The sequence below is a fragment of the Microbacterium oxydans genome (assembly GCF_026559675.1).
In the GTDB taxonomy this organism is placed as follows: Bacteria; Actinomycetota; Actinomycetes; order Actinomycetales; family Microbacteriaceae; genus Microbacterium; species Microbacterium oxydans_D.
Genome location: NZ_CP092891.1, coordinates 1,244,625 through 1,270,850 on the forward strand (window position 1 = coordinate 1,244,625; position 26,226 = coordinate 1,270,850).

A 26,226-nucleotide genomic window follows, 5' to 3' on the forward strand; every position below is an offset into this window, starting at 1 on the left:
CCTAGCGGCCCTGTCGCTTCTTGTACGGCTTCGGCTGTCCCTTGACGGCGGGAGCACGGCCCTTGCCCTTCGAGGCCTTGGCCTTGCCTCCCGCCGGCGCCGGGGCGTTGCGGACCGGCGCCGGAGCCGCAGCGACCTCTGCCTTCGCCTCCACCAGGAGGAGTTCGCCGACGTGCGTCAACCGGGTCGGCCCTTCACGATGGAGGATCGGATGCCCGACCTCGGCCTCGAGCTTGTCGATCGACGTGTAGAGCGATGCCAGCGGGATGCCGAGCTTCTCGGCCGCGCGCGGAAAGTGCAGCTCCTCCGCGAGGACGACGAAACGGCGGAGCAGAGAGATCTTCACGGGGGCCCTTCGACGGTTCGCACGGGTTGCGAGCCTCTCCAGGTTACGCGCTGAACCGCGGGATCAGAGATCGCTGAAGTCGTTCGCGGGAGCGTTGATCCGCGTCACGGTGTCGCCCTCGAGAGAGAACAGCACGTAGAGGATGCCGACGGAGCCGGGATGCGTCAGCGACTCCGTGTCCGGAACCTCCTGCTCGCCCAGCCCGAGATCCGCAGCGGTGGCGGCATCTTCCGCATCCACCAGCGCCCACGCACCGGCGTCGAGGAGGTCTGCTCGGGTCGAACCGACGTGCAGGCCCTCCGCCGTCTGCACCGGCACTCCTCCCACCTCGGCGGCGGTGATCGAGACCGCGGCGGGGACCTCGCCCTTGCTGTCCGCGAGCACGATCAGTCCGTCCCAGTCGTAACGCTGCAGGCGAGTGGTGTCGCCCGGGACGACCTCGACGTTCTCCGGCTCCGGAAGCACGCCGGTCGTCTTCTCGAGGAGCGCGAGCAGCGCGGGCGAGTCGTCGAAGGCGACGCTGGTCGTCCCGGATTCGTCGGTGACGGTCAGCCCCTCGAGAGATACGACGATCTGCGGGTCGACCTCCGGCGTCGGGCTGGAGGACGGCGACGACGATGCGGAGCTCGTCGCGCTCGGTTCGGCGGATGTCGAGGGAGCACACCCGATCAGCAGGAGTGCAGAAGCGGCAAGGGCCAGGACCGGAGCAAGAGATCGTCGCATGCTCAGATGCTAGGGAAGCACCGACGCGTTCCACGAGAAGCCGACATGGCGGTGGAGCGAATCGTTATCTCACCGAAGTCCTCACCCGCGTACGACGGATGCCGCGACCGAGATCGGCCGCGGCATCCGGAATCCTTCGGTCAGGCGACCTGGGGTGTGACCGCGAAGGACACAGAACCCTCGTCGTCCACGCCGGCGTCGAGGACCTTGTCGTCGAGCGCGGCAGCTGCGGACTCGTCGAGGAAGAGCCGGGTGCCGGCGACCTCCACGACCTGGTCCTGAGGCTCCGGGTCGGCCGCGACGAGCACGGCGAGACGCGCACCGCCCTCGGCGGTCGGGGCGTCGGTGGAGTGGATGCGCAGCCCGGCATCCGGGGCGTCGGTCTGACGACTCACGAGGGTCGTCACGATGGCGGAGGCGTTGTCGGTGAGGGTGAGCACGAGACTCTCCTTCCGGTTGGGGCATGCCGCGGTCGCGACATGTCCGGGCTACGATTCCCGACCCCGCCGACGCCTTCAACCCCCCGCGCGGATTCGGAGGAGGCTCTTACCCTGCTCGCAGGTTCTTCCGCAGAAACACCTGCTCGGTGCCGTCGCCGTCCGGGACCCGCTCGTGCTCCTCGTAGCCGCACGCCTCGTACAGGCGGATGTTCGCCTCGCTCAGGCTCCCGGTGAAGAGCTCGGCGACAGCGGCCCCGGACGACTTCTCGGCGCTCTCCAGCAGCAGCCTCCCGACTCCCTCGCCCTGCACGTCGGGGGCGATCGCGATCCTGCCGATCAGGAGCAGTCCGTCCCGTTCCACGTAGCGGATCGCGCCCACGAGACGCCCGTCGATCCGCGCTGTCAGCCCCGACTCGGAGCGCAGCTCCGCCTCGAGCTCGGGGAGGGTCTGCGTCAGCGGAGGCATGTCGACGCTGCCGTAGATCGCGGCCTCCGACACGAAGGCCGCGCGCTGCACGGTGAGCACCTCGCCGGCGTCGTCGTCACTGATGGGGGAGATCACGATCTCCGGGTGTGCTCGGTCCTGCTCTTCGGTCACGGTGGCGCCTTTCTCGTCCCGAGCCACGTTCGGGGCTGGGCCCTTCCGGTGTCAACCCCCTCGGCCTCGACGCTCCGTCGGGTTAGCGTCGCACCCAGGAGGTCACACACCATGGCTGAAAGCACGACCAAGAAGACCGGCGGCTCGACGAAGAAGGGCGCCGTGAAGACGACCAGGCAGCAGAACGCGGAGAAGGGCTTCACCGCGTCGCCCACGCTCGCCGCGAACCTGCAGACCGTGCTCGTGGATCTGCTCGAACTCGCGATCCAGGGCAAGCAGGCGCACTGGAACGTCGTCGGCCGCAACTTCCGCGACACGCACCGGCAGCTCGACGAGATCATCGACGACGCACGGACCTTCAGCGACACGATCGCGGAGCGGATGCGCGCCCTGCATGCCGTCCCGGACGGGCGGAGCGCGACGATCGCGAAGACCACGTCGCTTCCCGAGTTCCCCGCCGGCGAGGTGTCCACCACCGAGACCATCGACCTCGTCACCGAGCGTCTGGAGGCGGCTGTCGCGACGATGAGGGACGTCCACGACGCCGTCGACGAGGAGGACCCGACGTCCGCCGACCTGCTGCACGCCGTGATCGAACGGCTCGAGCAGTTCGCGTGGATGGTCAGCGCCGAGAACCGGAGCCCGGCGGGACGCTGAGCACGCCCCGTCCCGCGGGCGCCGTGGTCAGACCGGCCCGGCGCCGCGGGTGAGGGGGCGTCCGCGCATGATGCGCGGCAGGGCGATCCACAGCGCGAGCACCAGCACGAGCGCCGCGACGAGCGCGACGATGCCCGCGGTGCGATTCACCGTGAAGTCGACGATCAGTGTGGTCACCCCGATGGTCAGGGCGCCGATCACGATGAGGTCGATCCGGACGATGCGGGCCGCGATGCGCACGAGGTCCGGCTTCCGGCGACGTCCGAACAGGGCGCGATGCATCCCCACCGGCGCGAGGGCGAGGATCGTGGCGACGGCGGCGAGCCCCACGAGGACGACGTACAGGTCGCGCTGGAGCTCGTCCATGTCGGTGAACCGCGGCTGGAACGCCACGGCCAGGAGGAAGCCGGTCAGGATCTGCGTGCCGGTCTGCATGACGCGCAGCTCCTGCAGCAGTTCGTCCCAGTTGCGGTCGGCACGTTCGTTCGCGGTCTCGTCGCGCCCGTCCGCACGGTCGTCGAGTTCGTGGTCGCCAGCCGGGAGATCGGATGTCATGATCTCAGTGTCGTTTCCGCTCTCGGGTGCTGTCCAGACTCTTGCACCCACAGATCGAAAGAAGGCATCATGACGCTCCCGCCGATCAAGGACTGGTGGTCAGAGCTGTCGGAGGACGCGCGCCGGGCCGTGCTCGACAGCGGCTCGCCGCATCTCGAGGAAGATGTCCGCGAGGAGATCAGGGTGATCACCGGCGCGGTCGTCGGCATGGTGGAGTCCCTGTCCGACGATGATCTCGACTACGCCCGGGCGCACGCCGAGGACTGAGGCCGTCTCACGCGCCCTCGGGCGTCGGCGCCGGATGCTCCTCCCGCAGCCGCGGCTCCGTGCGCCGTTCGGGACGCACCCCCGACTTGTCGGCGTAGAACGCGCGGATGCGATCCATGTCCGCCGCGACGTCGCCGGTGAGGTCGATCGTGGGGCCGAGGCCGCTCGTCATGGTCGTGCGATCGACGAAGCCCAGCGTCACGGGCATACCCGTCTCGCGGGCGATCCGATAGAACCCGGACTTCCAGTACTCGTTGCCGCCGCGCGTGCCGTCCGGGGTCACGACGAGCCCGAACACGGTTCCGGCGTGCACCTGTCCGACCACGTCGTTCACGACGCGCGCAGGGTCGGAGCGATCGACGGGGATGCCGCCCAGGCGACGCATGAGCGGACCCCGCCAGCCGTGGAAGAGGCTCTTCTTCCCGAGCCAGTGCACGTCGATGTCGAGCCGCCACGCGATCGCCAGCATCAGGACGAAGTCCCAGTTGGAGGTGTGCGGTGCGCCGACCAGGACGGTCGGGCGCGTCGGTGCGCCCTCGCTCACGAGCGTCCATCTGCTGAACGCCCAGAACATGCGGGCGAGGAGTCGTTTGAGCATGCGTCAACCGTAGGGGAGAGCGGCTTTCGATGCGCTGTCGGTGCCGGCCGGGCGGGTTCCGCGCCACCCGCTCCGGGCAGGCGTACCATCGAGGGATGAAGAAAATGCAGCAGGACTCCGTACAGCAGGAAGCGCCCGTCGGGCTGCAGCCGCTCCTGGACTCCCTGAACCTGCTCGAGGGCGACGCCGTCGGCTACTGCAGCAATGGCGTCTGCCAGTTCCCCGCTCCGAAGAGCGAGTAAGAGGCAGACGCCATCGCGGGCCGTCTACGGACGGTCAGTGTCCTCCGTGGAAGCCCTCGCCCGCATCGTCGGCGGGCTTGCGGACGAACGGGCTGAGCGCCACCGCCGCGAGCGAGATGATCGCCGCGATGAGGAACGCCATGCGTGCACCGGGCGCACCGGCGACCGCGGTCGACAGGCCCTCCTGCTCGCCGGCGTGCAGGATCGAGGAGTACGTCACCAGCAGCACCGCGACACCCGCCGCGCCACCGACCTGCTGCAGAGTGTTCAGCACCGCCGATCCGTGCGAGTACAGCGAGCGCTGGAGCGACCCGAGCGAGGCGGAGAACAGCGGCGTGAACGACATCGCGAGTCCGACCGACATGGCCGCCTGCACGATGATCAGCACCCACCACACGGTGTGCTCGCCCACGGTCGAGTAGAAGAACAGCGAGGCCGAGACCAGGATCGTGCCGGGGATGAGCAGCGGACGGGTGCCGCGTGCGTCGTAGACACGACCCATGATCGGTCCGAGCAGACCCATCAGCAGTGAGCCGGGGAGCAGGATCAGGCCGGACTGGAGCGGGTTCAGGCCGGCGACGTTCTGCAGGTACTGCGGAAGCAGCGTCAGGGTGCCGAACATCGACAGCGCCAGGATCGACATGATGATCACGGACAGCGTGAAGTTGCTGGAGCGGAACACGCGCAGGTCGAGCAGCGCGTCGTCGATGCGCTGCAGCAGGAGCTGACGCCAGACGAACAGTCCGAGCGACACGGCGCCGACGACCAGCGAGATGATCCCGGCGGTCTCGCCCGATCCGCCCTCGCCGCCGAACTGGCTGAGTCCGAACACGATGCCACCGAAGCCGAGGGCCGCGAGCGGGATCGAGAGCACATCGAGCGGCACGGCCCGGGTCTCGCCGAGGTTCGTCATCCACTTCACACCCATGAAGAGCGCGATGAGGGAGATCGGGAGGATGATCGCGAACAGTGCGCGCCAGCTCGCGAGTTCGAGCACCGCGCCCGCAAGGGTCGGGCCGATCGCGGGAGCGAGCGAGATCACGAGGCCGACGCGACCCATCATGCGACCACGGGACTGCGGCGGGACGACGTTCATGATCGTGGTCATCAGCAGCGGCATCATGATGCCGGTGCCGGCCGCCTGGATCACTCGGCCGACGAGGAGCACGGCGAAGCCGGGAGCGACGAGCGCGACCAGCGTGCCGAGCGAGAAGGCGATCATCGCGGCGATGAAGACCTGGCGCGTGGTGAACCGCTGCAGGATGAATCCGGTCGTGGGGATCACGACGGCCATGGTCAGCATGAAGGCGCTGGTGAGCCACTGGCCGAGCTCCGGCGGGATGCCGAGGTCGGTGTTCAGGTGGGGGATCGCGATCCCCATCGTGGTCTCGTTGAGGATGGCGACGAAGGCGGCGACCAGCAGCAGCCAGATCACCCGCATGTCCTTGCGGGAGATCTCGCCCCCTGCCGCTGCGGGGGTCGTCGAGATGGAGCCGGTATCGACGGCAGACATGGGCGGCCTCCAGGGCGAAGAAGAAATGGATATCGCGAGAGTTCGCAAGAGTCATTCAGCGTAACGGCGGCCACGGACATTTCATTCCGAACTCACAGATATCCGCCCACGGCGGATTCGCCGTCCTCGATGTCCTCGTGGCTGAGTACGCTGGCGCCATGAGCATGGGCGGCGGAATGGGCGGTGGACCGCGCGGCGGTGGCTTCCGCGGGGTCGACGAGAACGCGCAGCGGAAGCTGAACGCCGAGGCGCCGCGGATCAGCGGTCTGGGCGCCCGGGTGATCTCGCTGTTCCGCGCCTATCGCTGGCGGATCTTCTTCACGGGGATCCTCGTCGTCGTGGGCGCGGCGATCGCCGTGGTGCCGCCCCTGATCGTGCAGCGTATCTTCGACGACGCGCTGTTCCCCGTCGCCGGAGGGGGTCCGCATCTCGAGCTGCTGGGCTGGCTCGTCGCCGCCATGGTGGGTCTCTTCCTGCTCTCCGCGGTCCTCGGCGTCGCGCAGACCTGGTTGACCTCGACGGTCGGCAACAGCGTCACCGGCGATCTACGCGTCAAGCTGTTCGAGCACCTCCAGGCGATGGAGCTCGGATTCTTCACCCGCACCAAGACGGGCGTCATCCAGTCGCGACTGCAGAACGATGTCGGTGGCGTCTCGGGAGTCCTGACGAACACCGTCACCAGCATCCTGGGCAACGTCGTGACCGTGATCGCCTCGCTCGTCGCGATGATCCTGATCGACTGGCGTCTCACGCTCATCGCGGTGATCATGATGCCGTTCCTGATCTTCGTCCAGCGCAAGGTGGGCCAGGTGCGAGCCCGGATCGCGGGGGAGACCCAGGAGTCGCTGTCGGAGCTGACCTCGATCACGCAGGAGACGCTGAGCGTCTCGGGCATGCTGCTGTCGAAGGCGTTCAACCGGCAGCGCACCGAGTCCGAGCGCTACCAGGCCGAGAATCGCAACCAGGTCACGCTGCAGGTGCGCCGGGCGATGAGCGGCCAGGGCTTCTTCGCGGTCGTCCAGGTACTCATGGCCAGCGTGCCCGCGGTCATCTACCTGGTCTCGGGCTACCTGATCGCGGGAGGCACCGGCGCGATCACCGCCGGAACCGTCGTCGCGTTCACCACGGTGCAGGCGCGACTGCTCATGCCGTTGATGGGACTCATGCGGGTCTCGCTCGACCTGCAGACGTCGTCGGCGCTGTTCGCCCGCATCTTCGAGTACCTCGACCTGGTGCCCGAGATCCAGGACGCCCCGGATGCGATCACGGTGGACGATGCCCCGGGTCCGCGCGGGCGCCTCGAGTTCGCGGAGGTCGTCTTCCGCTACCCGGATGCCTCTGCCGACGCCCGGCCGACGCTGGACGGTGTCTCGTTCGTCGCCGAGCCCGGTCAGCACGTCGCGTTCGTCGGACCGTCCGGTGCGGGCAAGACCACGATCCTGTACCTGGCTCCGCGCCTGTACGAGGTCAAGGGCGGGGGCGTGCTGTTCGCCGGCGCCGACGTGCGCGCGCTCACGCAGGAGTCGATCATCGACCACGTCGGCATCGTGTCGCAGGAGACGTATCTGTTCCACGCGACGATCCGCGAGAACCTCCGCTACGCCAAGCCCGACGCGACCGAGGAGGAGCTGATCGCGGCGTGCACGGCCGCCAACATCCACCACATCATCGCCGGGTTCGAGCAGGGCTACGACACCGTGGTCGGCGAGCGGGGGTATCGCCTGTCCGGCGGGGAGAAGCAGCGCATCGCGATCGCCCGGGTGCTGCTGAAGGATCCGCCGGTGCTCCTTCTCGACGAGGCGACCTCGGCCCTCGACACCGTGTCGGAACGCGTGGTGCAGGAGGCGCTCGACGAAGCGGCGAAGGGCCGCACGACGCTGTCGATCGCCCATCGGCTCTCCACGGTGATGGGGGCGGACGTGATCCACGTGCTCGAGGCCGGCCGCATCGTCGAGTCGGGGACGCACGCCGAGCTCCTCGCCCAGGGCGGGCTCTACGCAGAGCTCGCCGCGGAGCAGGTCGCCGCCTCGCGCGTCCTCGACACCGAGGCGGTCGTCGAGGAGGTCGTCACCGGGGGAGCCCCGGCGCCGTTCGCGGATCGTCGTGCCGATCGAGCGCCCGTCGACTCGGCGGGTGCCGACGCCGTCGCGGCGATCACCGCCGCGGTGCCGCTGCTCGCCGAGCCGCGTCCGGACGAGCGGGTCTATCCGCCGGAGCCCTGAGCCGGGCCGCGCGGCCTCAGTGCACCGACAGGCCGCCGTCGACGAACAGCGAGTGCCCCGTCACGTAACCTGAGCCCGCTCCAGCGAGGAACACGGCGGCGCCGGCGAAGTCGCTGGGCAGCCCGTTGCGTCCGATCATGGTGCGGGCCGCGAGATCCGCGACCTTCGCCGGGTCCTCCTGCAGGCGCGCGTTCAGCGGCGTGAGCACGAATCCGGGCACGAGCGTGTTGCTGGTCACTCCGGTGCCGCCCCAGGCCTCCGCCTCCGAGCGCATGAGCGACTCGACCGTGCCCTTGGAGGCGCCGTAGACGCCGCTGCCGACGAAGGCGCGGTGGGCCTGCTGGGAGCTGATGTGGATGAGCCTGCCGTAGCCGCGTTCCGCCATGCCCGTCGCGTAGCGCTGACCGAGCAGGAACGGGGCGAGGGCGTTGACCGTCATCGTCGCATCCCAGTCGTCCTCGGTGATCTCCGGGAACGGCGGGCGGATGTTGATGCCCGCGGAGTTCACCAGGATGTCCGGCTCGCCGAAAGGCTCTGCAGCGGCCTCGGCGACCGCGTGGATGCCCGACCGGGTGCTGAGGTCTCCCACGACGCCGGCGACACGGCATCCGAGTGCCTGGAGCTCGTCGACGGTCTCCCGGATGCGCTCCTCGCCGCGGGCGACGACGACGGTCGCGGCTCCGGCGCGGGCGAGGGCGGTGGCGATGCCGCGGCCGATGCCGGAGCTGCCGCCGGTCACGACCGCGGTGCGGCCGTCGAGGGAGAACAGGGAGGAGAGGTATTCGTTCATGCGGTCACCGGGGGCAGGGGTCGGGAGCGGGCGTCGGAGGTCAGGGGTCACCACGCGAGCGCGGCGGCGATGGCGGGGTCGGGAACGGCGTCCGCGAACTCGGGGAGTGCCCGCAGCTCCGCGATGAAGGCGTCGACCTCGGCGGCGTACGCCGGGTCGGGGTGGCTGCTCGCGATGTCGAGGAGCGGGGCGACGTCCATGGCGAGGATCAGCTCGAGACGGGCGGTGACCGAGGCGCGGGCGCCCGCGTCGGTCAGCACCCGGATGCCGCCGCGCAGTGCCGTGAGGTAGTCGCGCAGCACCGGGAGCTGCGCCTTGCTCTGCGTGATGGAGGTGCCCTCGGCCCGGAGGCGCCACCGGACGACGACGTCGGGGATCACGTCGAAGGCGCGCGCCCGCGTGTACATCAGCTGTGCGACGACCTGGTCTTCGTAGGCCACGCCCTCGGGGAAGCGGAGGTCGCGCCAGAAGTCGGTGCGGCTCACCTTCGACCAGGCGACGATGTTCGAGACGGCGCGGGGGTGCGCGTCGAGGGTCGTGCCGAGCTGTTCGGGCGATGTCGCGGCAGCGACCCAGGGCTGCACGCGTCCGGCGACGTATCCGTCGCCCTGCAGCCGAGAGCGCACATAGGCGCCCGCGACGAAGTCGCTTCCGCTCGTGGCGAGGATCCCCGTCAGACGGGCGAGGGCATCGGGAAGCAGCTCGTCGTCGGCGTCGAGGAAGCCGAGGTACGGGGTGTCGACCCGGGCGAGGCCGACGTTGCGGGCGGCACCCAGGCCGCGGGACGCCTCGTGGCGGATCGTGGTGAAGCGACGGTCGGCGCTCGCGGCCGCGTCGAAGATCGCCCCCGTGTCGTCGGTCGAACCGTCGTCGATGAGGATCGCACGCCACCGGGGTTCGGTCTGTGCACGCAGGGAGTCGAGGGCGGCCGGAGCGTACGCGGCGATGTCTCGGCCGGGGACGATCAGCGTCACGATCGGGGCGGGGGCAGTCACCAGCCGAGTCTATGGCCGCGCGTCATCCCCCGGCCGTGCGCACGGATTCCGCGACGAGTGCCGCCAGTCGCTCCGGAGCGTCCTCGGGCAGGGGGTCCCGGCCGAAGGTGAATCGCACGGACGTCTGCGCGACCTCGGCGGGCACGCCGCACGCCACCAGCACATGGGAGGGCTCGTCGCTGTCGGCGGCGCATGCCGACCCGCTCGACGAGATGACCCCGCGACGCTCCAGCTCGAGCAGCACCGCCTCCCCGCTGGTGCCGGCGAACGTGAAGCTCGCGGTTCCGGGCAGCCGCTGCACGGGGTCGCCCGTGAGCGCGGCTTCGGGGACGGCGGCGAGCACCCGGGAGATGAACCGCGTCGTCGCCGACCCGACGCGCGCGGCCACCGTCTCCCGTTCCTGCTCGGCGAGCTCCAGGGCGGTCGCCAGCGCCACGGCCCCCGCCACGTTCTCGGTGCCCGACCGTCGTCCGCGCTCCTGTCCTCCGCCGTGGAGCAGCGGTTCCAGGGGCACGCGGCCGCGCACCGCCAGCGCGCCGATGCCCTTGGGCGCCCCGAGCTTGTGCCCGGCGATCGACACCGCATCGGCGCCGAGGTCGCTCAGCGGAAGCCACCCCGCGGACTGCACCGCGTCCAGGTGCAGAGGCACCCGGACGGCGCGAGCGACCGACGCCAGCGCGGCCACATCCTGCACGGTGCCGATCTCGTTGTTGGCATGGCCGATCGAGACCAGCGCGGTGTCGTCCCGGAGCACCGCGGCGAGATCGTCCGGTGCGATCCGTCCGTGCGCGTCCACGGGAAGGAGCGTCACCTCGACCGCATGGAAGCGTCGCAGATACCCGGCGGACTCCAGGATCGACTCGTGCTCGATCGGGGAGACCACGAGGTGCCGCCGACCGGCCTCGAGCGCGGCGAGCACGATGCCCTTGACCGCGAGGTTGTTCGCCTCGGTGCCGCCCGCGGTGAACACGACGTCTCCGGCCCGCATCCCCAGCACTCGGGCGACCCGCGCGCGGGCATCGTCGAGCGCGCTCGCCGCAGCCTCCCCGGCCGTGTGGTGGCTGGAGGGGTTGCCGAACACTCCGGTGAGGTACGGGCGCATCGCCTCGAGCACCTCCGGTCGCACCGGGGATGTGGCGGCATGGTCGAGGTACAGCACGGCGCTCAGTCGATCCGCAGGTCCAGGCCGAGGTCGAGCGCACGGGCCGAGTGTGTGAGAGCCCCGACCGAGATCACGTCGACACCGGTGCGGGCGATGTCGCCGACCGTGTCGAGGTTCACCCCGCCGGAGGCCTCGACCGTCGCGCGTCCGCCGATCAGCGCGACGCCCCGGCGCAGGTCCTCGAGCGAGAAGTTGTCGAGCAGCACCGTGTGGGCGCCGCCGTCGAGGACGGCCGGGATCTGGTCGAGGCGGTCGACCTCCACGACGACGTGCGTGGTGTGCGGGAGGCGGGAGAGCGCCTCGCGCAGCGCCGTCGCGAGGTCGAGGCCCGAGCGCGTGAGCACGGCCAGATGGTTGTCCTTCGCCATCACGGCATCCGACAGCGAGTAGCGGTGGTTGCGGGCGCCGCCGGACTCGACGGCGTGGCGTTCGAACGCGCGCAGACCCGGGGTGGTCTTCCGGGTGTCGGCGATGCGTGCGGCGGTGCCGTCGATCGCGGCGACGTAGGCCGCGGTGAGGGTCGCGATGCCGCTCATCCGCTGCGTGAAGTTGAGGGCGACCCGCTCGGCGGTGAGGATGCTGCGTGCCGGGCCCGAGACGGAGGCGAGGACGTCGCCGGGAGCGAACTCGTCGCCGTCCCCGACGTGGACGTCCACCGCCAGAGTCGGGTCCGTCAGGGTGAACGCGGCGGTGAAGACGTCACCACCGCTGAAGACCCCGGGCTCGCGGGCGACGAGGTCGGCGGTGGCCGTGGCCTCCGCCGGGAGGAGCGTGGTGCTGGTCAGGTCTCCCCAGGGGGCATCCTCCTCGAGGGCGGCTCCGACGACGCGGGTGAGGGTGGCGCGGGTGAGCATCAGACGGTCTCCAGGATCGCGGTACGGGGGCGTGTCGTGGTGGTGGTCCGGGCCTCGGGGGCATCGACGCGATGATGCGCGCCGACCGACGTCGTGCGGCGCAGCGCCGCGTCGGCGGTGACCTCGGCGAGCAGCAGCAGGTTGGCGTCCTCGTGCTCGGCGACGCCGGTCGGCGCGGGAGCGGCGGCGGCCCAGGCGCGCACGGTCTCCAGAGCGTGCGCGAGGCCGGTGCCGGTCCGCAGCAGTCCGACCTCGTCCCACATGAGCTGCTGCAGGGCGGCGCGGGTGAACGCGGGGTGCGTTTCGTCTCGTCGCTGCGCTCCTCGCTCGACGACCGGACACGGCACCGATCCCGCGGCCCCCCGGTCGTTGAGCGAGCGAAGCGGGACGAAACGATCCGTCGTCAAGGCGGCCGCGGCACGGGCCCCGAACACCGCGCCCTCGAGCAGCGAGTTCGACGCCAGGCGGTTGGCCCCGTGCACGCCCGTGCGCGCGACCTCGCCGACGGCGAAGAGCCCCGGTACGGTGGTGCGGCCGTCGAGGTCGGTGACGACGCCGCCCATCAGATAGTGCGCGGCCGGGGTCACGGGGATCGGCTCGCGAGACCAGTCGAATCCCCGTTCACGCGTGACGCGGTCGATGGTGGGGAACCGGCGGCTCAGTGCGGCAGCTCCCAGGCCCGTCGCATCCAGTCGCACGGGAGCGCCCTGGGCCGCCGCCTGACGAGCGATCGCCCGCGACACCACGTCCCGTGGGGCGAGTTCGCCGTCGGGATGGCTGTCGAACGTGAAGCGGCGCCCGTCGTCGTCGATCAGGGTGGCGCCCTCGCCCCGCACGGCCTCGGAGATGAGGAACGCGGGACCGGCCGCCAGGACCGTCGGATGGAACTGCACGAACTCGAGGTCGGCGACCGCCGCGCCCGCGCGCAGTGCCACGGCGATGCCGTCACCGGTGGCGCCGTCCGGGTTCGTCGTGTGGGCGTAGAGGTGACCGGCGCCGCCGGTCGCGAGGATCACGGCTTCGGCCGCGAGCTCGGTCGACGTGCCGTCGATCAGCAGCCGGACGCCGCGGGCCGCTCCCGACGTCAGGAGGAGGTCGGTGAGCAGCGCGCGCTCGACGACGGCGATGGAGGTCTTCCCCACGGCGGCGATGAGCGCGGCCGAGATCGCGGCTCCGGTGGCGTCGCCGCCGGCGTGCACGATACGGGCGTGCTGGTGCGCCGCCTCACGCCCCAGCTCCAGCGCACCGTCCGTCGTCCTGTCGAAGGCGACGCCGCGGGCGATGAGCTCGGCGATCCGCTCGGCACCCTCGGTGACGAGCACGCGCACGGCCGCGGGATCGGAGAGTCCCGCGCCGGCGTCCATCGTGTCGGCCGCGTGCTGCGCCGCCGAGTCGCCGGGGCCGTAGATCCCCGCCACACCGCCCTGCGCGAGTCCGGTGCAGCCGTCGCCGAGCACGCCCTTGGTCGCGAGCGTCACCCGGTGACCGGCTTCGTGCGCACGGAGGGCCGCGGTGAGCCCCGCGATGCCCGAGCCGACGACGACGACGTTCATCGCGCGCCCGCGACCACCGGGGGCTTCGCCGCGAGCATCCGCTCCAGCGCCACGCGCGCGGGGTCGGCGACGTCCCCGGTGACCGTGATGCGGTTCGGGGTGCGGCCCGCGACCAGCTCCTCCAGGACCCAGGCGAGGTAGCCGGGGTGGATGCGGTACATCGTCGAGCAGGGGCACACGACGGGGTCGAGGCAGAAGATCTCGTGCTGCGGGTACTGCGCGGCGAGTCGGCGCACGAGGTTGATCTCGGTGCCGATCGCGAAGGTCGTCGGCTCCGTGGCGGCGTCGATCGCGCGGCGGATGTACTCGGTCGAGCCCGCCTCGTCCGCGGCGTCGACGACCTCCATCGGGCATTCCGGGTGCACGATCACCCGCACGCCCGGGTGCTCGGCCCGGGCCTGGTCGATCTGACCCACTGTGAAGCGGCGGTGCACCGAGCAGAATCCGTGCCACAGGATCACGCGGGAGTCGAGGAGTTCGTCGGCCGAGGATCCGCCCAGCGCTCGCCGCGGGTTCCACATCGGCATCTGCTCGAGGGGGACTCCCATGGCCTTGGCGGTGTTGCGGCCGAGGTGCTGGTCCGGGAAGAACAGCACCCGTCGTCCGCGCTCGAAGGCCCACTCGAGAACCGTCTCGGCGTTGGAGGAGGTGCACACGATCCCGCCGTGCCGTCCGACGAAGCCCTTGATCGCTGCGGAGGAGTTCATGTAGGTCACGGGGATCACGGGCACGCGCCCGTCGGCATCGGTGACCTCGAGGTCGCCGAAGACCTCCTCCAGCTGCTCCCAGCACTCCTCGACCTGGTCGATGTCGGCCATGTCGGCCATCGAGCAGCCGGCGGCGAGGTTCGGCAGGATCACGGCCTGCTCGGGCCGCGAGAGCAGATCGGCGGTCTCGGCCATGAAGTGCACGCCGCAGAACACGATGGCTTCGGCGTCGGCGCGGCCCTTCGCCGCGGTGGCGAGCTGGAACGAGTCGCCCACGTAGTCGGCGTGCTGCACGACCTCCTCGCGCTGGTAGAAGTGCCCGAGGATCACGACCCGGTCGCCGAGGGTCGCCTTCGCCGCACGGATGCGACGATCGAGGTCCGCTTCGGACGCCTCCCGGTACGCGGCGGGCAGTTCGCCCTGGCGCGGCGCCCCGGTCGGGATGACGTCGCCCATCGACGAGCCGGGTCCGTATCCCGGTCGGGTGTCGAAGTCCCAGGGCCCGACCGCGAGGTCGGTGGTACAGGTCGCGTCGGTCGATGCGCCGGAGACGATCGCCTGGATCGCGTGGTCCACCGAGGCGTCCAGCGGGGGAACGGCGGGAGCGGGTACGAAGGTGATGCTCATCGGGTGCTCGTTTCTTCGGGGCCGAGGGGGCCGCGATCGGCCAGCTCGATGTCGGTGTTGTCGCGGTACAGACGTGCGGGACGGTGGCTCCCGGTGCGGAAGCGATCGGTGGGGAGCAGGTTGCCGGCGGCTTCCACCTGACGACGGAAGTTGGCGGGGTCGAGGGTCCGGCCGAGGATCGACTCGTACGCTTCGCGCAGCTCGGCGAGGGTGAACTCCTCGGGGAGGAAGCCCTGCGCCACGCGGCTGTAGCCGACCTTGTTGCGCAGCCGCCAGAGGGCGTACTCGACGATCTCGGCGTGATCGAAGGCCAGCGGCGGGAGCTGGTCGACGTCGAACCATTGCACGTTCTCCGGGGCGCGGCCGGAGGCCTGGTGCGCGGCGATCTGCGCGGTCACGTCGTCCTGCCGGAGCAGCGCCCAGTACACGATCGACACGACCCGGGTGGGGGAGCGGTCGACGGCGCCGAAGGCGTAGAGCTGCTCCAGATAGCTCGGCGCGAGTCCGGTGGTCTCGGCCAGGGTGCGCGCTGCCGCGTCGACGGGCGACTCGGCGACCGTGAGCCAGCCCCCGGGAAGCGCCCACTGCTGCGCGAAGGGCTCGCGCGTGCGCAGGACGAGCGGCAGCGCGAGCACGGCCCGTCCGTCCTCGGTGCGCCGCAGCGTGAGGATGACGGTCGAGACGGCGACGCGGATCGCACTGCTTCGAGTCATGGGGACTTTAACCTCCTGCGTCCGATCTTAGTGTCATCGAGACTCTTAGTGCGCGCATATGACGCGTATTCCTGCCGAGTCCGAAACGTTATCTGCGGGGCGCGAGGAAGCTTGTCCACCGGTGCAGGGTTTGTTAGGTTACTGTCCTAACAAACCCCTTCACGGTGGCCGACCGGTCGCCTTCCGGGGCCGCGAACCCCGACACCGGGGTTCCGCTCCATCCGGAGCGATCCCTCCTGCAGTGCAGCACCGAGAGGAAACAAGAGAAATGATCCGTAACGGAAAGCGCAAGCTCGCGCTCACCGCGGTCGCGGGGGCTTCCGTCCTCGCGCTGGGCCTCACCGCCTGTGGCTCGGGTGGTGGCGACGGCGGCAACGCCGACAGCGACCGGGCACTTCGTGTGTGGGCCGGTAGCCAGACCCCGATCACCGCGAACTACAACCCGTTCGCACCGACCGTGCTCCACGGCGCGCTCGGTCCGATCTACGAGCCGCTGTTCTTCTACAACAAGACCGCGGACTCCGAGCCTGTCGGCCTGATCGGCGACAAGTTCGAGTACAACGAGGACGGCACGGTGATCACCGTCACCATCAAGCCCGACCTCAAGTGGAGCGACGGCAAGCCGCTCACCGCGAAGGACGTCGTCTTCTCCTTCGAGTACGAGGGCAACAACCCCGAGGGCAACGGTCTCGTCTCCGCGGAGGCGACCGACGACACCACCGTCGTGCTGACCTACTCGTCGGCGCAGTACACGACCGAGTTCCAGCGTCTCGGCTCGACCTACATCCTCCCGGAGCACGTCTGGGCGGACATCACCGACTTCGCGAACTTCGCGAACGAGGACCCGGTGGGCTCCGGCGCCTACGTCGTCGACAAGACCACGAGCGAGTCCTACACCCTCGTCGCGAACAAGAACTTCCGCGACGCCGACAAGCTCGGTGTCAAGAAGGTCCAGTACATCGCGGTCGACAACAACCAGACCGCTCAGGACCTGCTCGCCGCCGGCAAGCTCGACTGGACGGGAATGTTCATCCCGAACCCGGACGACGTGACCTCCAACGGGAAGATCGACTGGATCAACACGCCGCAGGACCCGACGGTGCTCTACACCTGCTCGAACGCCGACCTCGGCTGCACCGGTCCGCAGACCGACGTCGCCGTGCGTCAGGCGCTCAACGTCGCGATCGACCGCGCCACCATCAAGGACAAGGCGTTCGTCGGTCTCACCGGCGACATCTCGCCGACGTTCGCTCTGCTGCCCCGTGACGAGAAGTGGGTCGCGGACCCGGCCAACGAGGTCAGCCCGCAGGAGGCCAATGTGGCCGAGGCAGGCTCCATCCTCGAGGCCGCCGGTTACACCAAGGGTTCGAGCGGCATCTACGAGAAGGACGGCGTGCCCGTCGAGCTCAGCCTGATCTCGGTCGACGGCTGGACCGACTACAACGACGCCGCGAAGCTGATCGCCGAGCAGGCCGAGGCGGCCGGCATCAAGGTCACGGCTTCGACCGTGCAGTGGCAGGAGTTCTCGGACGCTCGCCAGGGTGGCAACTACCAGCTGATCGTCGGCGGTGTCATCGGCACGTCTGTCGCCGACCCGTTCCAGATCTACCGTGACTGGTTCGGTGGCACCGAGGTCGGCTCGACCGGCCCGGTCGGCAAGGAGATCCCGGCGACGCGCTGGAACTTCAGCCGCTACAACAACCCGAAGGTCGACGCTGCGATCCAGTCGGCGATCAGCACGAACGACGAGGCGACGAAGAAGGAGCTGTACGCCACGATCCAGACCGAGATCGTGCGTGACCTGCCCTACATCCCGCTCGTCATCAACGCGACGCAGACCTTCTACAACACGAAGGACTACACGGGCTGGCCGACCGAGGACAACCTCTACGCCTTCCCGCCGTCCTGGGGTGCGATCGCGGCAGGTTACATCCTGACGCAGCTGCAGCCGGCCAAGTAATCAGAGAGGAGTCGGGGAAGAAGGAAGTCAGGAAAACAGTGACATGAAGTTCTATGCACGAAGAATCGGGTTCTACGCGTTCACGCTCTGGGCCGCGATCTCCATCAACTTCCTTCTTCCCCGGCTCATGCCGGGCGACCCGGCCGACATCATGATCGCCAAGCTGCAGCGGGCGGGCGGTGAGGTCTCCGAGACCACGATCCGCAACATCAAGCTGCTGCTCGGCGGTGACGACTCGTCCCTCTGGGAGCAGTACCTCTCCTACTGGGGGCGGATGTTCCAGGGCGACCTCGGAGTGTCGGTCACCAAGTTCCCCACGCCGGTGACGGAACTGATCGCGGGGGCGCTGCCGTGGACGCTCGTCCTCGTCGGCACCGCGACCGTCATCTCCTTCGTCCTCGGCGTCGTCCTCGGCGCCTGGGCGGGGTGGAAGCGCGGGACCTGGGTCGACCACCTGATCCCCGCGACCACCGTGCTGCAGTCGATCCCGTACTTCTGGATGGCACTGATCCTGGTGGCCGTGTTCGCCGTGGGACTGGGCTGGTTCCCGATCTTCGGCGGCTACGACATCTTCGACTACCCGGACGGCCCCGAGCCGACCTGGGCGTTCTTCACCGACGCGGTGGCGCACGCCATCCTCCCGGCGCTGACCATCGTGATCAGCTCGGTCGGCGGCTGGATGTTCGGCATGCGCAACATGATGGTCTCCACGCTCGCCGAGGACTACGTCCTCACGGCCGAGGCGAAGGGGCTCCGTCCGCGCCGCATCATGACGACGTACGCGGCCCGCAACGCCGCCATCCCCTCGATCGCGGGCTTCTCGATCACCCTGGGGTTCGTCGTCGCCGGGTCCATCGTGATGGAGCAGGTGTTCACCTACCCGGGCATCGGCAAGCTGATGTTCCAGGCCGTCACCAACAACGACTATGCGCTGATGCAGGGCCTGTTCCTCGTCATCACGCTCACGGTGCTCGCCGCCAACTTCATCATGGACCTCGTCTATGGCTTCATCGACCCGAGGGCGCGCCAGAATGTCTGACACGAAGAACCCGCTCCTGACCCAGGAACCCCCGACAACGTCGCCGGCCAGCACCATCTCGCTGGCCACTCAGCAGGGACGCAAGCGTCGCCGCGTCCTTCCCAGCGCCTCGCCGAAGTTCATCGTCGGCGTGATCCTGGTCCTCGCCATCGTGCTGTTCGCGATCATCGCGCCGATCTTCTCGCAGAACCCGCGCAGCACCGCCAACCCCGCGCTCCAGCCGCCCTCGGCAGAGCACTGGCTGGGGACGACCAAGCTCGGCAACGACATGTTCGCCCAGCTGGCCATCGGCGCTCAGGGTTCTCTGCTCATCGGCGTGACAGCCGGTGGCATCGCCATCGTGCTGTCCCTCCTGTTCGGCGTGCTCGCCGGGTACCTGGGCGGCTGGCGCGAAGACGGCCTCGCCCTCCTCACCAACGTGATGATCGTGATCCCGGGCCTTCCGCTCGTGATGGTGATCGCCTCGTTCGTGCCGCAGCGCAGCTGGCAGCTCGTCGCCTTCGTCCTCGGCATCACGTCGTGGGCCGGTGCCGCCTATGTGCTGAGGCTGCAGACGCGGTCCCTGCGCACGAGGGACTACGTGTACGCGTCGAAGGTCGCGGGGGAACGGTCGTTCCGCGTGATCCTCGTCGAGATCATGCCGAACCTCCTTCCCCTGCTCACGGCGCAGTTCCTGTTCGCGATCATCTTCGCGATCCTCGGCGAAGCCGGCCTGTCGTACCTGGGGCTCGGGCCGAACTCGTCGATCACCTGGGGGTCGATCCTGAACGACGCGCAGTCCGGACAGGCGCTCGGTCGTGGGGCGTGGTGGTGGTTCGTACCGCCGGGGCTCATGATCGCCGTCCTGGGTGCGGGACTCTCGCTGATCAACTTCGCGATCGACGAGGTCATCAACCCGAAGCTGCGCAATGCGCCGGAAGCCGCGCGCCGCGTGCGCAAGGCCGCCAAGACCAAGGGAGTCACCGCATGAGCGAGCCGGTCCTGACGGCGCGGAATGTGTCGATCGAGTATGAGGTGGATCCGCCGGTGCGGGCGGTGCGGGATGTGTCGTTGACGTTGAATCGTGGGGAGATTCTGGGGTTGGCGGGGGAGTCGGGGTGTGGGAAGACGACTCTGGCGTATGGGATGAACCGGTTGTTGAAGGCTCCGGCGTTGATGACGGGTGGGGAGATCGTGTTCCATGACCGGAATGGTCAGGACATCGACATCGTGGGTCTGGATGGGGAGGGTTTGCGGGCGTTCCGGTGGGACAAGATCTCGATGGTGTTCCAGGGGGCGATGAACTCGTTGAACCCGGTGATCAGTGTCAAGGCGCAGATCTTCGACATCTTCGACACGCACCGCCCGGGCATGAGCAAGAAGGCGAAGACGGCGCGGGCGGAGGAGTTGCTGACGCTGGTGGGGGTGGACCCGAATCGTCTGTCGAGTTTCCCGCATGAGTTGTCGGGTGGGATGCGGCAGCGGATGATGATCGCGATGGCTCTGGCGTTGGATCCGCAGGTGATGATCATGGATGAGCCGACGACGGCGTTGGATGTGGTGGTGCAGCGGGGCATCATCCGGGAGATCATGCGGTTGCGGGAGAAGTTGGGGTTCGCGGTGATCTTCATCACGCATGATTTGCCGATGTTGATCGAGATCAGTGATCGGATCGCGATCATGTTGCAGGGGCAGATCGTGGAGGAGGGCACGGCGGAGGAGATCTACCGGTCTCCGCAGCACGAGTACACGCGGCGGTTGTTGTCGAGTTTCCCGTCGTTGAAGGGGGAGCGGGGCGACTTCGTGCGTACCGGTGTGAGCCAGGAGGGCGTCCGATGAACGCGAACACCACGACCGGGGCCAACGCGACGCCGGGGACGGCGCGGTTGGAGGCGCGGAATCTGGTGAAGGATTTCCATCTGCGTTCCGGTTTCCGCACCAGTGTCCTGCATGCGGTGAAGGATGTGTCGTTCACGATCGAGGCGGGGAAGACGGTCGCGTTGGTGGGGGAGTCGGGGTCGGGGAAGTCGACGATCGCGCGGATGTTGATGAAGTTGGAGACCCCGACCAGTGGGGAGATCCTGTTGGACGGGAAGGCGTCCGGGGTGCGGGGGCGGGCGTTGGAGGCGTATCGCGCGGATGTGCAGATGGTGTTCCAGGACCCGTTCGCGTCGTTGAACCCGTTCCACACGATCGTGCATCACCTGGAGCGTCCGATCCGTCTGCACCACCCGGAGCTGTCGCGTGCCCAGGTGCGTGAGCGTGCGATCGAGTTGCTGGAGCGGGTGCGGTTGAGTCCGGGGGAGTCGTTCGCGGAGCGGCGCCCGCACGAGTTGTCGGGCGGGCAGCGGCAGCGTGTCGCGATCGCCCGGGCCCTCGCGCCGGGGGCACGGTTCATCGTCGCCGACGAACCGGTATCGATGTTGGACGTGTCGATCCGGTTGGGGGTGTTGAACCTGCTCGCGGACCTGCAACGCGAGGAGAACCTGGGCGTGTTGTACATCACGCATGATCTGGCCACGGCCCGGCATTTCTCCGATGAGATCATGGTGCTCTACAAGGGTGATGTCGTGGAGCGGGGTCCCGCGGACGAGGTCATCCTGAACCCGCAACACGAGTACACCAAGACCCTCCTCGGCGCCGCCCCGGAGCCCGACAACCTCGGCCGCCTCCGCGACGAAGTCCGCAACGAACTCGGCCTCACCCACTGAGGGTCCGTCTCTTCGCTCCCGTCGTCCTTCCGGCCGTCCGTGCATCACCGCCGCGGCAGGAAGGACGACGGGAGCTTCGTCGTGCGGGGCAGGACTCGGGAGCGGGGAGGGCACCCGCTAGACTGAAGCCACAACTGAAGACAGGCCGAATGACCCACGCGGGAGAGCCCCGGCGAACGCAGCCGGGCACCGAAGGAGCAAGCCTCCCCGCCAATCTCTCAGGTACGCGTACCGCGCGGTTCCGGCCACTCTGAAAAGCGATTTCGAGCGAAGCAAGAAGTCGGGTTGGGCACGGTCGCTCCGGCGACCGGGTCGAAACCCGGTGAGACGAGTTCTGCGAGTCTCCACGTTCGTGATCCGCCGACGGTGAAAGCCCCGCCTCCGTGCACGGGCGAAGCTCTCAGGCCCATGACAGAGGGGGAGTTCCGAGGAGCGGCGATGCCGCCGTTTCCACCCGCCACAGCCCGGGAGAACTCCATGTCCGACCCTCGCTACACCCCGCTGCGCGAACGCCATGAGGCGCTCGGCGCGTCGTTCACCGATTTCGGCGGCTGGCAGATGCCGGTGCGCTACACGTCCGACCTCGCCGAGCACCATGCCGTGCGTCAGAGCGCCGGCATCTTCGACATCTCGCACATGGCCGAGTTCACGGTCCGCGGTGAGGGCGCCGGTGCCTTCCTCGACTTCGCGCTGGCCGGCCGTCTCTCGGCCCTGGCGGTCGGCAAGGCGAAGTACTCGCTCCTGCTCGCCGAGTCCGGCGGAATCATCGACGACGTGATCGTCTACCGCCTGCAGGACGACGACTTCCTCATCATCTCCAACGCGGGCAACCGCGAGGCGGTCTCGGCCGCGCTGTCCGCACGCACCGACGGGTTCGACGTCGCCGTGCAGGACGTCTCCGACGACTACGCGCTCATCGCCGTGCAGGGGCCGCAGGCCGAGGCCATCCTCGCGGCGACCGACGCGATCACCGACGTGAGCGTCCCCTGGGCCGAGCAGAAGTACTACGCCTGGGCATCCGCGAACTACGAGGGCAGGCCGCTGCTCCTCGCTCGCACCGGCTACACCGGTGAAGACGGCTTCGAGCTGCTCGTCGCGGCCGACGACGCCGCCCGGCTCTGGGATGCACTGCTCGCCGCCGGCGACGCCCATGGCCTCGTTCCGGCCGGTCTCGCGGCCCGCGACACGCTTCGCCTCGAGGCGGGCATGCCGCTGTACGGCCATGAGCTGAGCCTCGACACCCGTCCGGCGCAGGCCGGGCTCGGGCGCGTCGTCGTGACGGCCAAGGAGCGCTTCGTCGGCAAGGAGGCTCTCGCCGCCGCGGAGGAGTCTGCCGCCGCCGCCGAAGCCCCGGTCCTGATCGGGCTGGTCGCCGAGGGCAAGCGCGCCGGACGCGCGGGATACGCCGTCGTCGACGAGGACGGCGAGCCCCTCGGTGAGATCACCAGCGGCGCCCTCAGCCCGACTCTCGGCCATCCGATCGCGATGGCCTACGTGCACCCTTCTTCCGCTGAGGAGGGAACCGCAGTATTCCTTGATGTGCGGGGGACCAGGATCCCCGCGACCGTGACCGCCCTGCCTTTCTACCGGAGGACCAAATGACCGATCTCGCCGCCCTCAGCTACACCGAAGAGCACGAGTGGATCGCCGCTGACGGCGACACCGTGACCATCGGCATCACCGACTACGCCGCAGAGAAGCTGGGCGACGTCGTGTTCGTCGAGCTCCCCGCCGTCGGCACCGAGGTCACCGCCGGCTCCGTCGTCGGCGAGATCGAGTCGACCAAGTCGGTCGGCGAGCTGTACGCCCCGGTCTCCGGCACCGTCGTCGCGATCAACGACGCCGCGGTCGACGACCCGTCGCTCGTGAACGCGGCGCCGTTCGAGGGCGGCTGGCTGCTCAAGGTCTCGGTCGCGGCCGGTGCGCTGGACGGACTTCTCGATCGCGACGCCTACGTCGCACTCACGGAGGGCTGATCCACCCGTGGTCACTTTCGCCGATCGTCACATCGGACCCACGGACGCCGCGCAGCACGCGATGCTCGGCGCCCTCGGTCTCGACGCCACCGGAGCCGACGACGCGCTCAGCCCGATCGAGGCACTCATGCGTCAGGCGGTGCCGGCATCGATCTACACCGGCCCGTCGTCCGACGCGGCATCGTCGCGCATCCCCGCCGCGGCGAGCGAGACCGAGGCTCTCGCCGAGCTGCGGACCCTCGCCTCGCGCAACACGGTGAACCGCCCGATGATCGGCCTGGGGTACTACGGCACCATCACCCCGCAGGTGATCCAGCGCAACGTGCTGGAGAACCCCTCGTGGTACACGGCCTACACCCCGTACCAGCCGGAGATCTCCCAGGGGCGCCTGGAGGCGCTCATCAACTTCCAGACGATGGTCGCCGAGCTCACCGGGCTCACCACGGCCAACGCCTCCATGCTCGACGAGTCCACCGCCGTCGTCGAGGCGATGCTGCTGACCCGGCGCGCGTCGAAGTCGTCCTCGAACGTGTTCGCGATGGATGCGGATGCCCTTCCGCAGACCAAGGCGATGCTCGCGACCCGCGCGGAGGCCCTCGGCATCCAGGTCGTCTCCGTCGACTTCGCCGCGGGGGAGGAGCTTCCCGCCGACCTGTTCGGCGTCTTCGTCCAGTACCCCGGCGCGTCCGGCCGTGTGTGGGATCCGTCCGCGGTCTTCGACGCCGTGCACCTCGCAGGCGGTCTCGCCGTGGCCGCGGCCGACCTCCTCGCCCTCACGCTGATCTCGTCGCCCGGCTCCCTCGGCGCGGACGTGGCGGTGGGCACGACCCAGCGCTTCGGTGTGCCGATGGGCTTCGGCGGCCCGCACGCCGGTTACATGGCCGTCCGCTCGGGACTGGAGCGCCAGCTCCCCGGGCGCCTCGTCGGAGTCTCGGTGGACGCCGACGGCAAGCCCGCGTACCGGCTGTCGCTGCAGACGCGCGAGCAGCACATCCGTCGCGAGAAGGCCACCTCGAACATCTGCACCGCTCAGGTGCTGCTCGCGGTCATGGCGTCGATGTACGCGGTGTACCACGGCCCCGACGGGCTGCGCGAGATCGCGACCCAGACCACCGCGAAGGCCGCCCTGCTGCGCGACTGGCTGGTCGAGTCCGGCGCCGAGGTCGTGCACGCGGAGTTCTTCGACACCCTGCAGGTGCGCGTTCCCGGACGTGCGGCCGAGTACGCCGCACAGGCCCACGACGGCTACGGCATCCTGCTGCACGTCGCGGACGCCGACACGGTCGGCATCGCGGTCGACGAGACCACGACGCTCGGCGAGCTGCACCAGGTCGCGATGGTCTTCGGCGGCAAGAACGAGCGGGCGTTCGGACTCTTCGGCAACGAGAAGCTGCGGGCGCTCCCCGACGAGCTGCGGCGTCAGGATGAGTACCTCACGCACCCCGTGTTCCACGCCCACCGCAGCGAGACCGCCATGATGCGGTACCTGAAGAGCCTCTCCGACCGCGACTACGCGCTCGACCGCGGCATGATCCCGCTGGGCTCGTGCACGATGAAGCTCAACGCCGCCACCGAGATGGCAGCGATCACGTGGCCCGAGTTCGCGGGCATCCACCCGTTCGCTCCCGCGTCGGACGTGCAGGGCTACCTCGAGCTCATCGAGCAGCTCGAGGGCTGGCTCGCCGAGGTCACGGGCTACGACGCCGTCTCGCTGCAGCCGAACGCCGGTTCGCAGGGCGAGCTGGCAGGTCTGCTCGCGATCCGGGGCTATCACCACGCGAACGGCGATCAGCACCGCACGGTGTGCCTCATCCCGTCGTCGGCGCACGGCACGAACGCGGCGTCGGCCGTGCTCGCCGGCATGAAGGTCGTCGTCGTGGCGACCGACGAGCTCGGCAACGTCGACCTCGACGACCTGCGCGCGAAGATCGCCCAGCACGCGGACGAGCTCTCGGCCCTGATGATCACCTACCCGTCGACGCACGGTGTGTACGAGGAGCAGGTCGTCGAGATCACCGCCGCCGTGCACGACGCGGGCGGGCAGGTCTACGTCGACGGCGCGAACCTCAACGCCCTGCTCGGCTACGCGCGCTTCGGGGACCTCGGCGGCGACGTCTCGCACCTGAACCTCCACAAGACGTTCGCGATCCCGCACGGTGGCGGTGGCCCCGGTATCGGTCCGGTGGCGGCCAAGTCCCACCTCGCACCGTTCCTGCCGTCGCACCCGCTCGCGCAGCGCGCCGAGCACTTCGGCGGCTTCACGTTCGAGGGCGGCGTCATCTCGGCGGCGCCGTACGGCTCCGCGGGCATCCTGCCGATCTCCTGGGCGTACGTGCGCATGATGGGTGCCGACGGTCTGCGCCGCGCCACGGCCGCGGCCGTGCTCTCCGCGAATTACATCGCCGAGCGCCTCGGCGGCCACTTCCCGGTGCTGTACACCGGCGAGAACGGCCGCGTGGCGCACGAGTGCATCCTCGACCTCCGCCCGCTCAAGGAGGCCACCGGCATCACGGTCGACGACGTCGCCAAGCGGCTCATCGACTACGGCTTCCACGCGCCGACCATGTCGTTCCCCGTCGCGGGGACCCTGATGGTCGAGCCGACCGAGTCCGAGGACCTCGACGAGATCGAGCGCTTCATCGAGGCGATGGTCATGATCAAGGCCGAGGCGGAGGCCGTGGCCGCCGGGCGCTGGCCCGCGGACGACAACCCCCTGGTGCACGCACCGCACACCGCGGTGTCGCTCATCGCGGGGGAGTGGAACCACGCCTACTCCCGCGAGGAGGCCGCGTACCCCGTTCGCGCGCTCGTGGCGGGCAAGTACTGGCCTCCGGTGCGCCGCATCGACCAGGCCTACGGCGACCGCAACCTCGTGTGCGCCTGCCCGCCGGTGGAGGCGTTCGCCTGACCTGCGTGCGCATCTGAGCGGACGGTGCTGCGCTTCTGTTGAGAGGCGTCGCACCGTCCCGCTTTCGGCGGTGTTTCGCGGGTGTTACGGA

26 protein-coding genes and 1 riboswitch are annotated in these 26,226 nt (G+C 69.4%); of the genes, 12 read left to right on the forward strand and 14 right to left on the reverse strand.

Annotation, left to right across the window (positions count from 1 at the left end; genetic code table 11):
• Position 1 precedes the first annotated feature (1 nt).
• From MME74_RS05950 to MME74_RS05965, 4 genes are all read right to left on the reverse strand, one after another.
• On the reverse strand, positions 2-346 hold the full coding sequence (locus tag MME74_RS05950) for a helix-turn-helix domain-containing protein (RefSeq protein WP_267417806.1): 345 nt from the start codon (positions 344-346) through the stop codon (positions 2-4).
• Between the two features lie 63 nt (positions 347-409).
• A complete protein-coding gene (locus tag MME74_RS05955) occupies positions 410-1,069 on the reverse strand; it encodes a hypothetical protein (protein ID WP_267417807.1) in 660 nt (219 codons plus the stop codon).
• A 140-nt stretch (positions 1,070-1,209) separates the two neighbouring features.
• The gene (locus MME74_RS05960; protein WP_267417808.1) at positions 1,210-1,509 is read right to left on the reverse strand and encodes a Fe-S cluster assembly protein HesB; all 300 of its coding nucleotides are present in this window, start codon (positions 1,507-1,509) and stop codon (positions 1,210-1,212) included.
• Positions 1,510-1,615: 106 nt separating this feature from the next.
• Positions 1,616-2,107, reverse strand: a complete 492-nt coding sequence (locus tag MME74_RS05965) for a GNAT family N-acetyltransferase (RefSeq protein ID WP_267417809.1) — start codon at positions 2,105-2,107, stop codon at positions 1,616-1,618.
• Between the two features lie 111 nt (positions 2,108-2,218).
• Here MME74_RS05965 and MME74_RS05970 point away from each other — a divergent pair, with 111 nt between their 5' ends.
• Positions 2,219-2,764, forward strand: coding sequence for a Dps family protein (locus tag MME74_RS05970; RefSeq protein ID WP_267417810.1), 546 nt, complete (start codon positions 2,219-2,221; stop codon positions 2,762-2,764).
• A 27-nt stretch (positions 2,765-2,791) separates the two neighbouring features.
• Here MME74_RS05970 and MME74_RS05975 read toward each other — a convergent pair whose 3' ends face one another.
• The gene (locus MME74_RS05975) at positions 2,792-3,319 is read right to left on the reverse strand and encodes a DUF6328 family protein (protein WP_267417811.1); all 528 of its coding nucleotides are present in this window, start codon (positions 3,317-3,319) and stop codon (positions 2,792-2,794) included.
• Between the two features lie 69 nt (positions 3,320-3,388).
• Between MME74_RS05975 and MME74_RS05980 the strand changes: the two genes are divergently transcribed.
• Entirely contained in the window at positions 3,389-3,586 is a 198-nt protein-coding gene (locus tag MME74_RS05980; protein WP_267417812.1) for a hypothetical protein, read from the forward strand.
• Between the two features lie 7 nt (positions 3,587-3,593).
• Here the strand turns inward: MME74_RS05980 and MME74_RS05985 are convergent, their stop codons facing one another.
• Positions 3,594-4,184, reverse strand: coding sequence for a 1-acyl-sn-glycerol-3-phosphate acyltransferase (locus tag MME74_RS05985; protein WP_267417813.1), 591 nt, complete (start codon positions 4,182-4,184; stop codon positions 3,594-3,596).
• 95 nt (positions 4,185-4,279) lie between these two features.
• On the opposite strand from MME74_RS05985, the gene MME74_RS05990 reads away from it, so the two are divergent.
• On the forward strand, positions 4,280-4,426 hold the full coding sequence (locus MME74_RS05990) for a hypothetical protein (protein WP_267417814.1): 147 nt from the start codon (positions 4,280-4,282) through the stop codon (positions 4,424-4,426).
• A gap of 34 nt (positions 4,427-4,460) precedes the next feature.
• Here MME74_RS05990 and MME74_RS05995 read toward each other — a convergent pair whose 3' ends face one another.
• Positions 4,461-5,939 (reverse strand): MDR family MFS transporter, encoded by a 1,479-nt coding sequence (locus MME74_RS05995; protein WP_267417815.1) that lies wholly within the window; start codon positions 5,937-5,939, stop codon positions 4,461-4,463.
• A 164-nt stretch (positions 5,940-6,103) separates the two neighbouring features.
• Between MME74_RS05995 and MME74_RS06000 the strand changes: the two genes are divergently transcribed.
• A complete protein-coding gene (locus MME74_RS06000; RefSeq protein WP_267418525.1) occupies positions 6,104-8,161 on the forward strand; it encodes an ABC transporter ATP-binding protein in 2,058 nt (685 codons plus the stop codon).
• Between the two features lie 16 nt (positions 8,162-8,177).
• On the opposite strand, the gene MME74_RS06005 is transcribed toward MME74_RS06000, so the two are convergent.
• From MME74_RS06005 to MME74_RS06035, 7 genes are read right to left on the reverse strand one after another with little or no spacing between them, the layout of a single operon-like run.
• Complete coding sequence (locus MME74_RS06005) at positions 8,178-8,951, reverse strand: SDR family NAD(P)-dependent oxidoreductase (RefSeq protein ID WP_267417816.1); 774 nt, start codon at positions 8,949-8,951, stop codon at positions 8,178-8,180.
• Positions 8,952-8,998: 47 nt separating this feature from the next.
• Positions 8,999-9,946 (reverse strand): glycosyltransferase family 2 protein, encoded by a 948-nt coding sequence (locus MME74_RS06010; protein ID WP_267417817.1) that lies wholly within the window; start codon positions 9,944-9,946, stop codon positions 8,999-9,001.
• Between the two features lie 22 nt (positions 9,947-9,968).
• Positions 9,969-11,105 (reverse strand): cysteine desulfurase family protein, encoded by a 1,137-nt coding sequence (locus MME74_RS06015; RefSeq protein WP_267417818.1) that lies wholly within the window; start codon positions 11,103-11,105, stop codon positions 9,969-9,971.
• A gap of 5 nt (positions 11,106-11,110) precedes the next feature.
• Positions 11,111-11,962 carry a carboxylating nicotinate-nucleotide diphosphorylase gene (nadC, locus tag MME74_RS06020; protein ID WP_267417819.1) on the reverse strand — a complete coding sequence of 284 codons (852 nt, stop codon included), beginning with the start codon at positions 11,960-11,962 and terminating at the stop codon, positions 11,111-11,113.
• Positions 11,962-13,515, reverse strand: coding sequence for an L-aspartate oxidase (nadB, locus tag MME74_RS06025; RefSeq protein WP_267417820.1), 1,554 nt, complete (start codon positions 13,513-13,515; stop codon positions 11,962-11,964). The genes nadC and nadB overlap by 1 nt, the downstream gene beginning before the upstream one ends.
• Positions 13,512-14,849, reverse strand: coding sequence for a quinolinate synthase NadA (gene nadA, locus MME74_RS06030; RefSeq protein ID WP_267417821.1), 1,338 nt, complete (start codon positions 14,847-14,849; stop codon positions 13,512-13,514). Before nadA ends, nadB begins: the two co-directional genes overlap by 4 nt.
• Positions 14,846-15,562: an NUDIX hydrolase gene (locus MME74_RS06035; RefSeq protein WP_267417822.1), complete on the reverse strand. Its 717-nt coding sequence runs from the start codon at positions 15,560-15,562 to the stop codon at positions 14,846-14,848. Before MME74_RS06035 ends, nadA begins: the two co-directional genes overlap by 4 nt.
• A 268-nt stretch (positions 15,563-15,830) precedes the next feature.
• Between MME74_RS06035 and MME74_RS06040 the strand changes: the two genes are divergently transcribed.
• The 8 genes from MME74_RS06040 (at position 15,831) to gcvP (ending at position 26,135) form a co-directional block, all read left to right on the forward strand.
• Positions 15,831-17,522, forward strand: a complete 1,692-nt coding sequence (locus MME74_RS06040) for an ABC transporter substrate-binding protein (RefSeq protein WP_267417823.1) — start codon at positions 15,831-15,833, stop codon at positions 17,520-17,522.
• Between the two features lie 43 nt (positions 17,523-17,565).
• A complete protein-coding gene (locus MME74_RS06045) occupies positions 17,566-18,561 on the forward strand; it encodes an ABC transporter permease (protein WP_267417825.1) in 996 nt (331 codons plus the stop codon).
• On the forward strand, positions 18,554-19,531 hold the full coding sequence (locus tag MME74_RS06050; protein WP_267417826.1) for an ABC transporter permease: 978 nt from the start codon (positions 18,554-18,556) through the stop codon (positions 19,529-19,531). Before MME74_RS06045 ends, MME74_RS06050 begins: the two co-directional genes overlap by 8 nt.
• Entirely contained in the window at positions 19,528-20,379 is an 852-nt protein-coding gene (locus tag MME74_RS06055) for an ABC transporter ATP-binding protein (protein ID WP_267417827.1), read from the forward strand. The genes MME74_RS06050 and MME74_RS06055 overlap by 4 nt, the downstream gene beginning before the upstream one ends.
• Positions 20,376-21,251, forward strand: a complete 876-nt coding sequence (locus MME74_RS06060; RefSeq protein WP_267417828.1) for an ATP-binding cassette domain-containing protein — start codon at positions 20,376-20,378, stop codon at positions 21,249-21,251. The genes MME74_RS06055 and MME74_RS06060 overlap by 4 nt, the downstream gene beginning before the upstream one ends.
• Positions 21,252-21,400: 149 nt before the next feature.
• Positions 21,401-21,495, forward strand: a riboswitch (glycine riboswitch).
• Positions 21,496-21,728: 233 nt separating this feature from the next.
• Positions 21,729-22,853, forward strand: a complete 1,125-nt coding sequence (gene gcvT / locus MME74_RS06065; protein WP_267417829.1) for a glycine cleavage system aminomethyltransferase GcvT — start codon at positions 21,729-21,731, stop codon at positions 22,851-22,853.
• Entirely contained in the window at positions 22,850-23,227 is a 378-nt protein-coding gene (gene gcvH / locus MME74_RS06070; RefSeq protein WP_267417830.1) for a glycine cleavage system protein GcvH, read from the forward strand. Before gcvT ends, gcvH begins: the two co-directional genes overlap by 4 nt.
• Positions 23,228-23,288: 61 nt before the next feature.
• Positions 23,289-26,135, forward strand: a complete 2,847-nt coding sequence (gcvP, locus tag MME74_RS06075; protein WP_416383342.1) for an aminomethyl-transferring glycine dehydrogenase — start codon at positions 23,289-23,291, stop codon at positions 26,133-26,135.
• Positions 26,136-26,226: the final 91 nt, after the last annotated feature.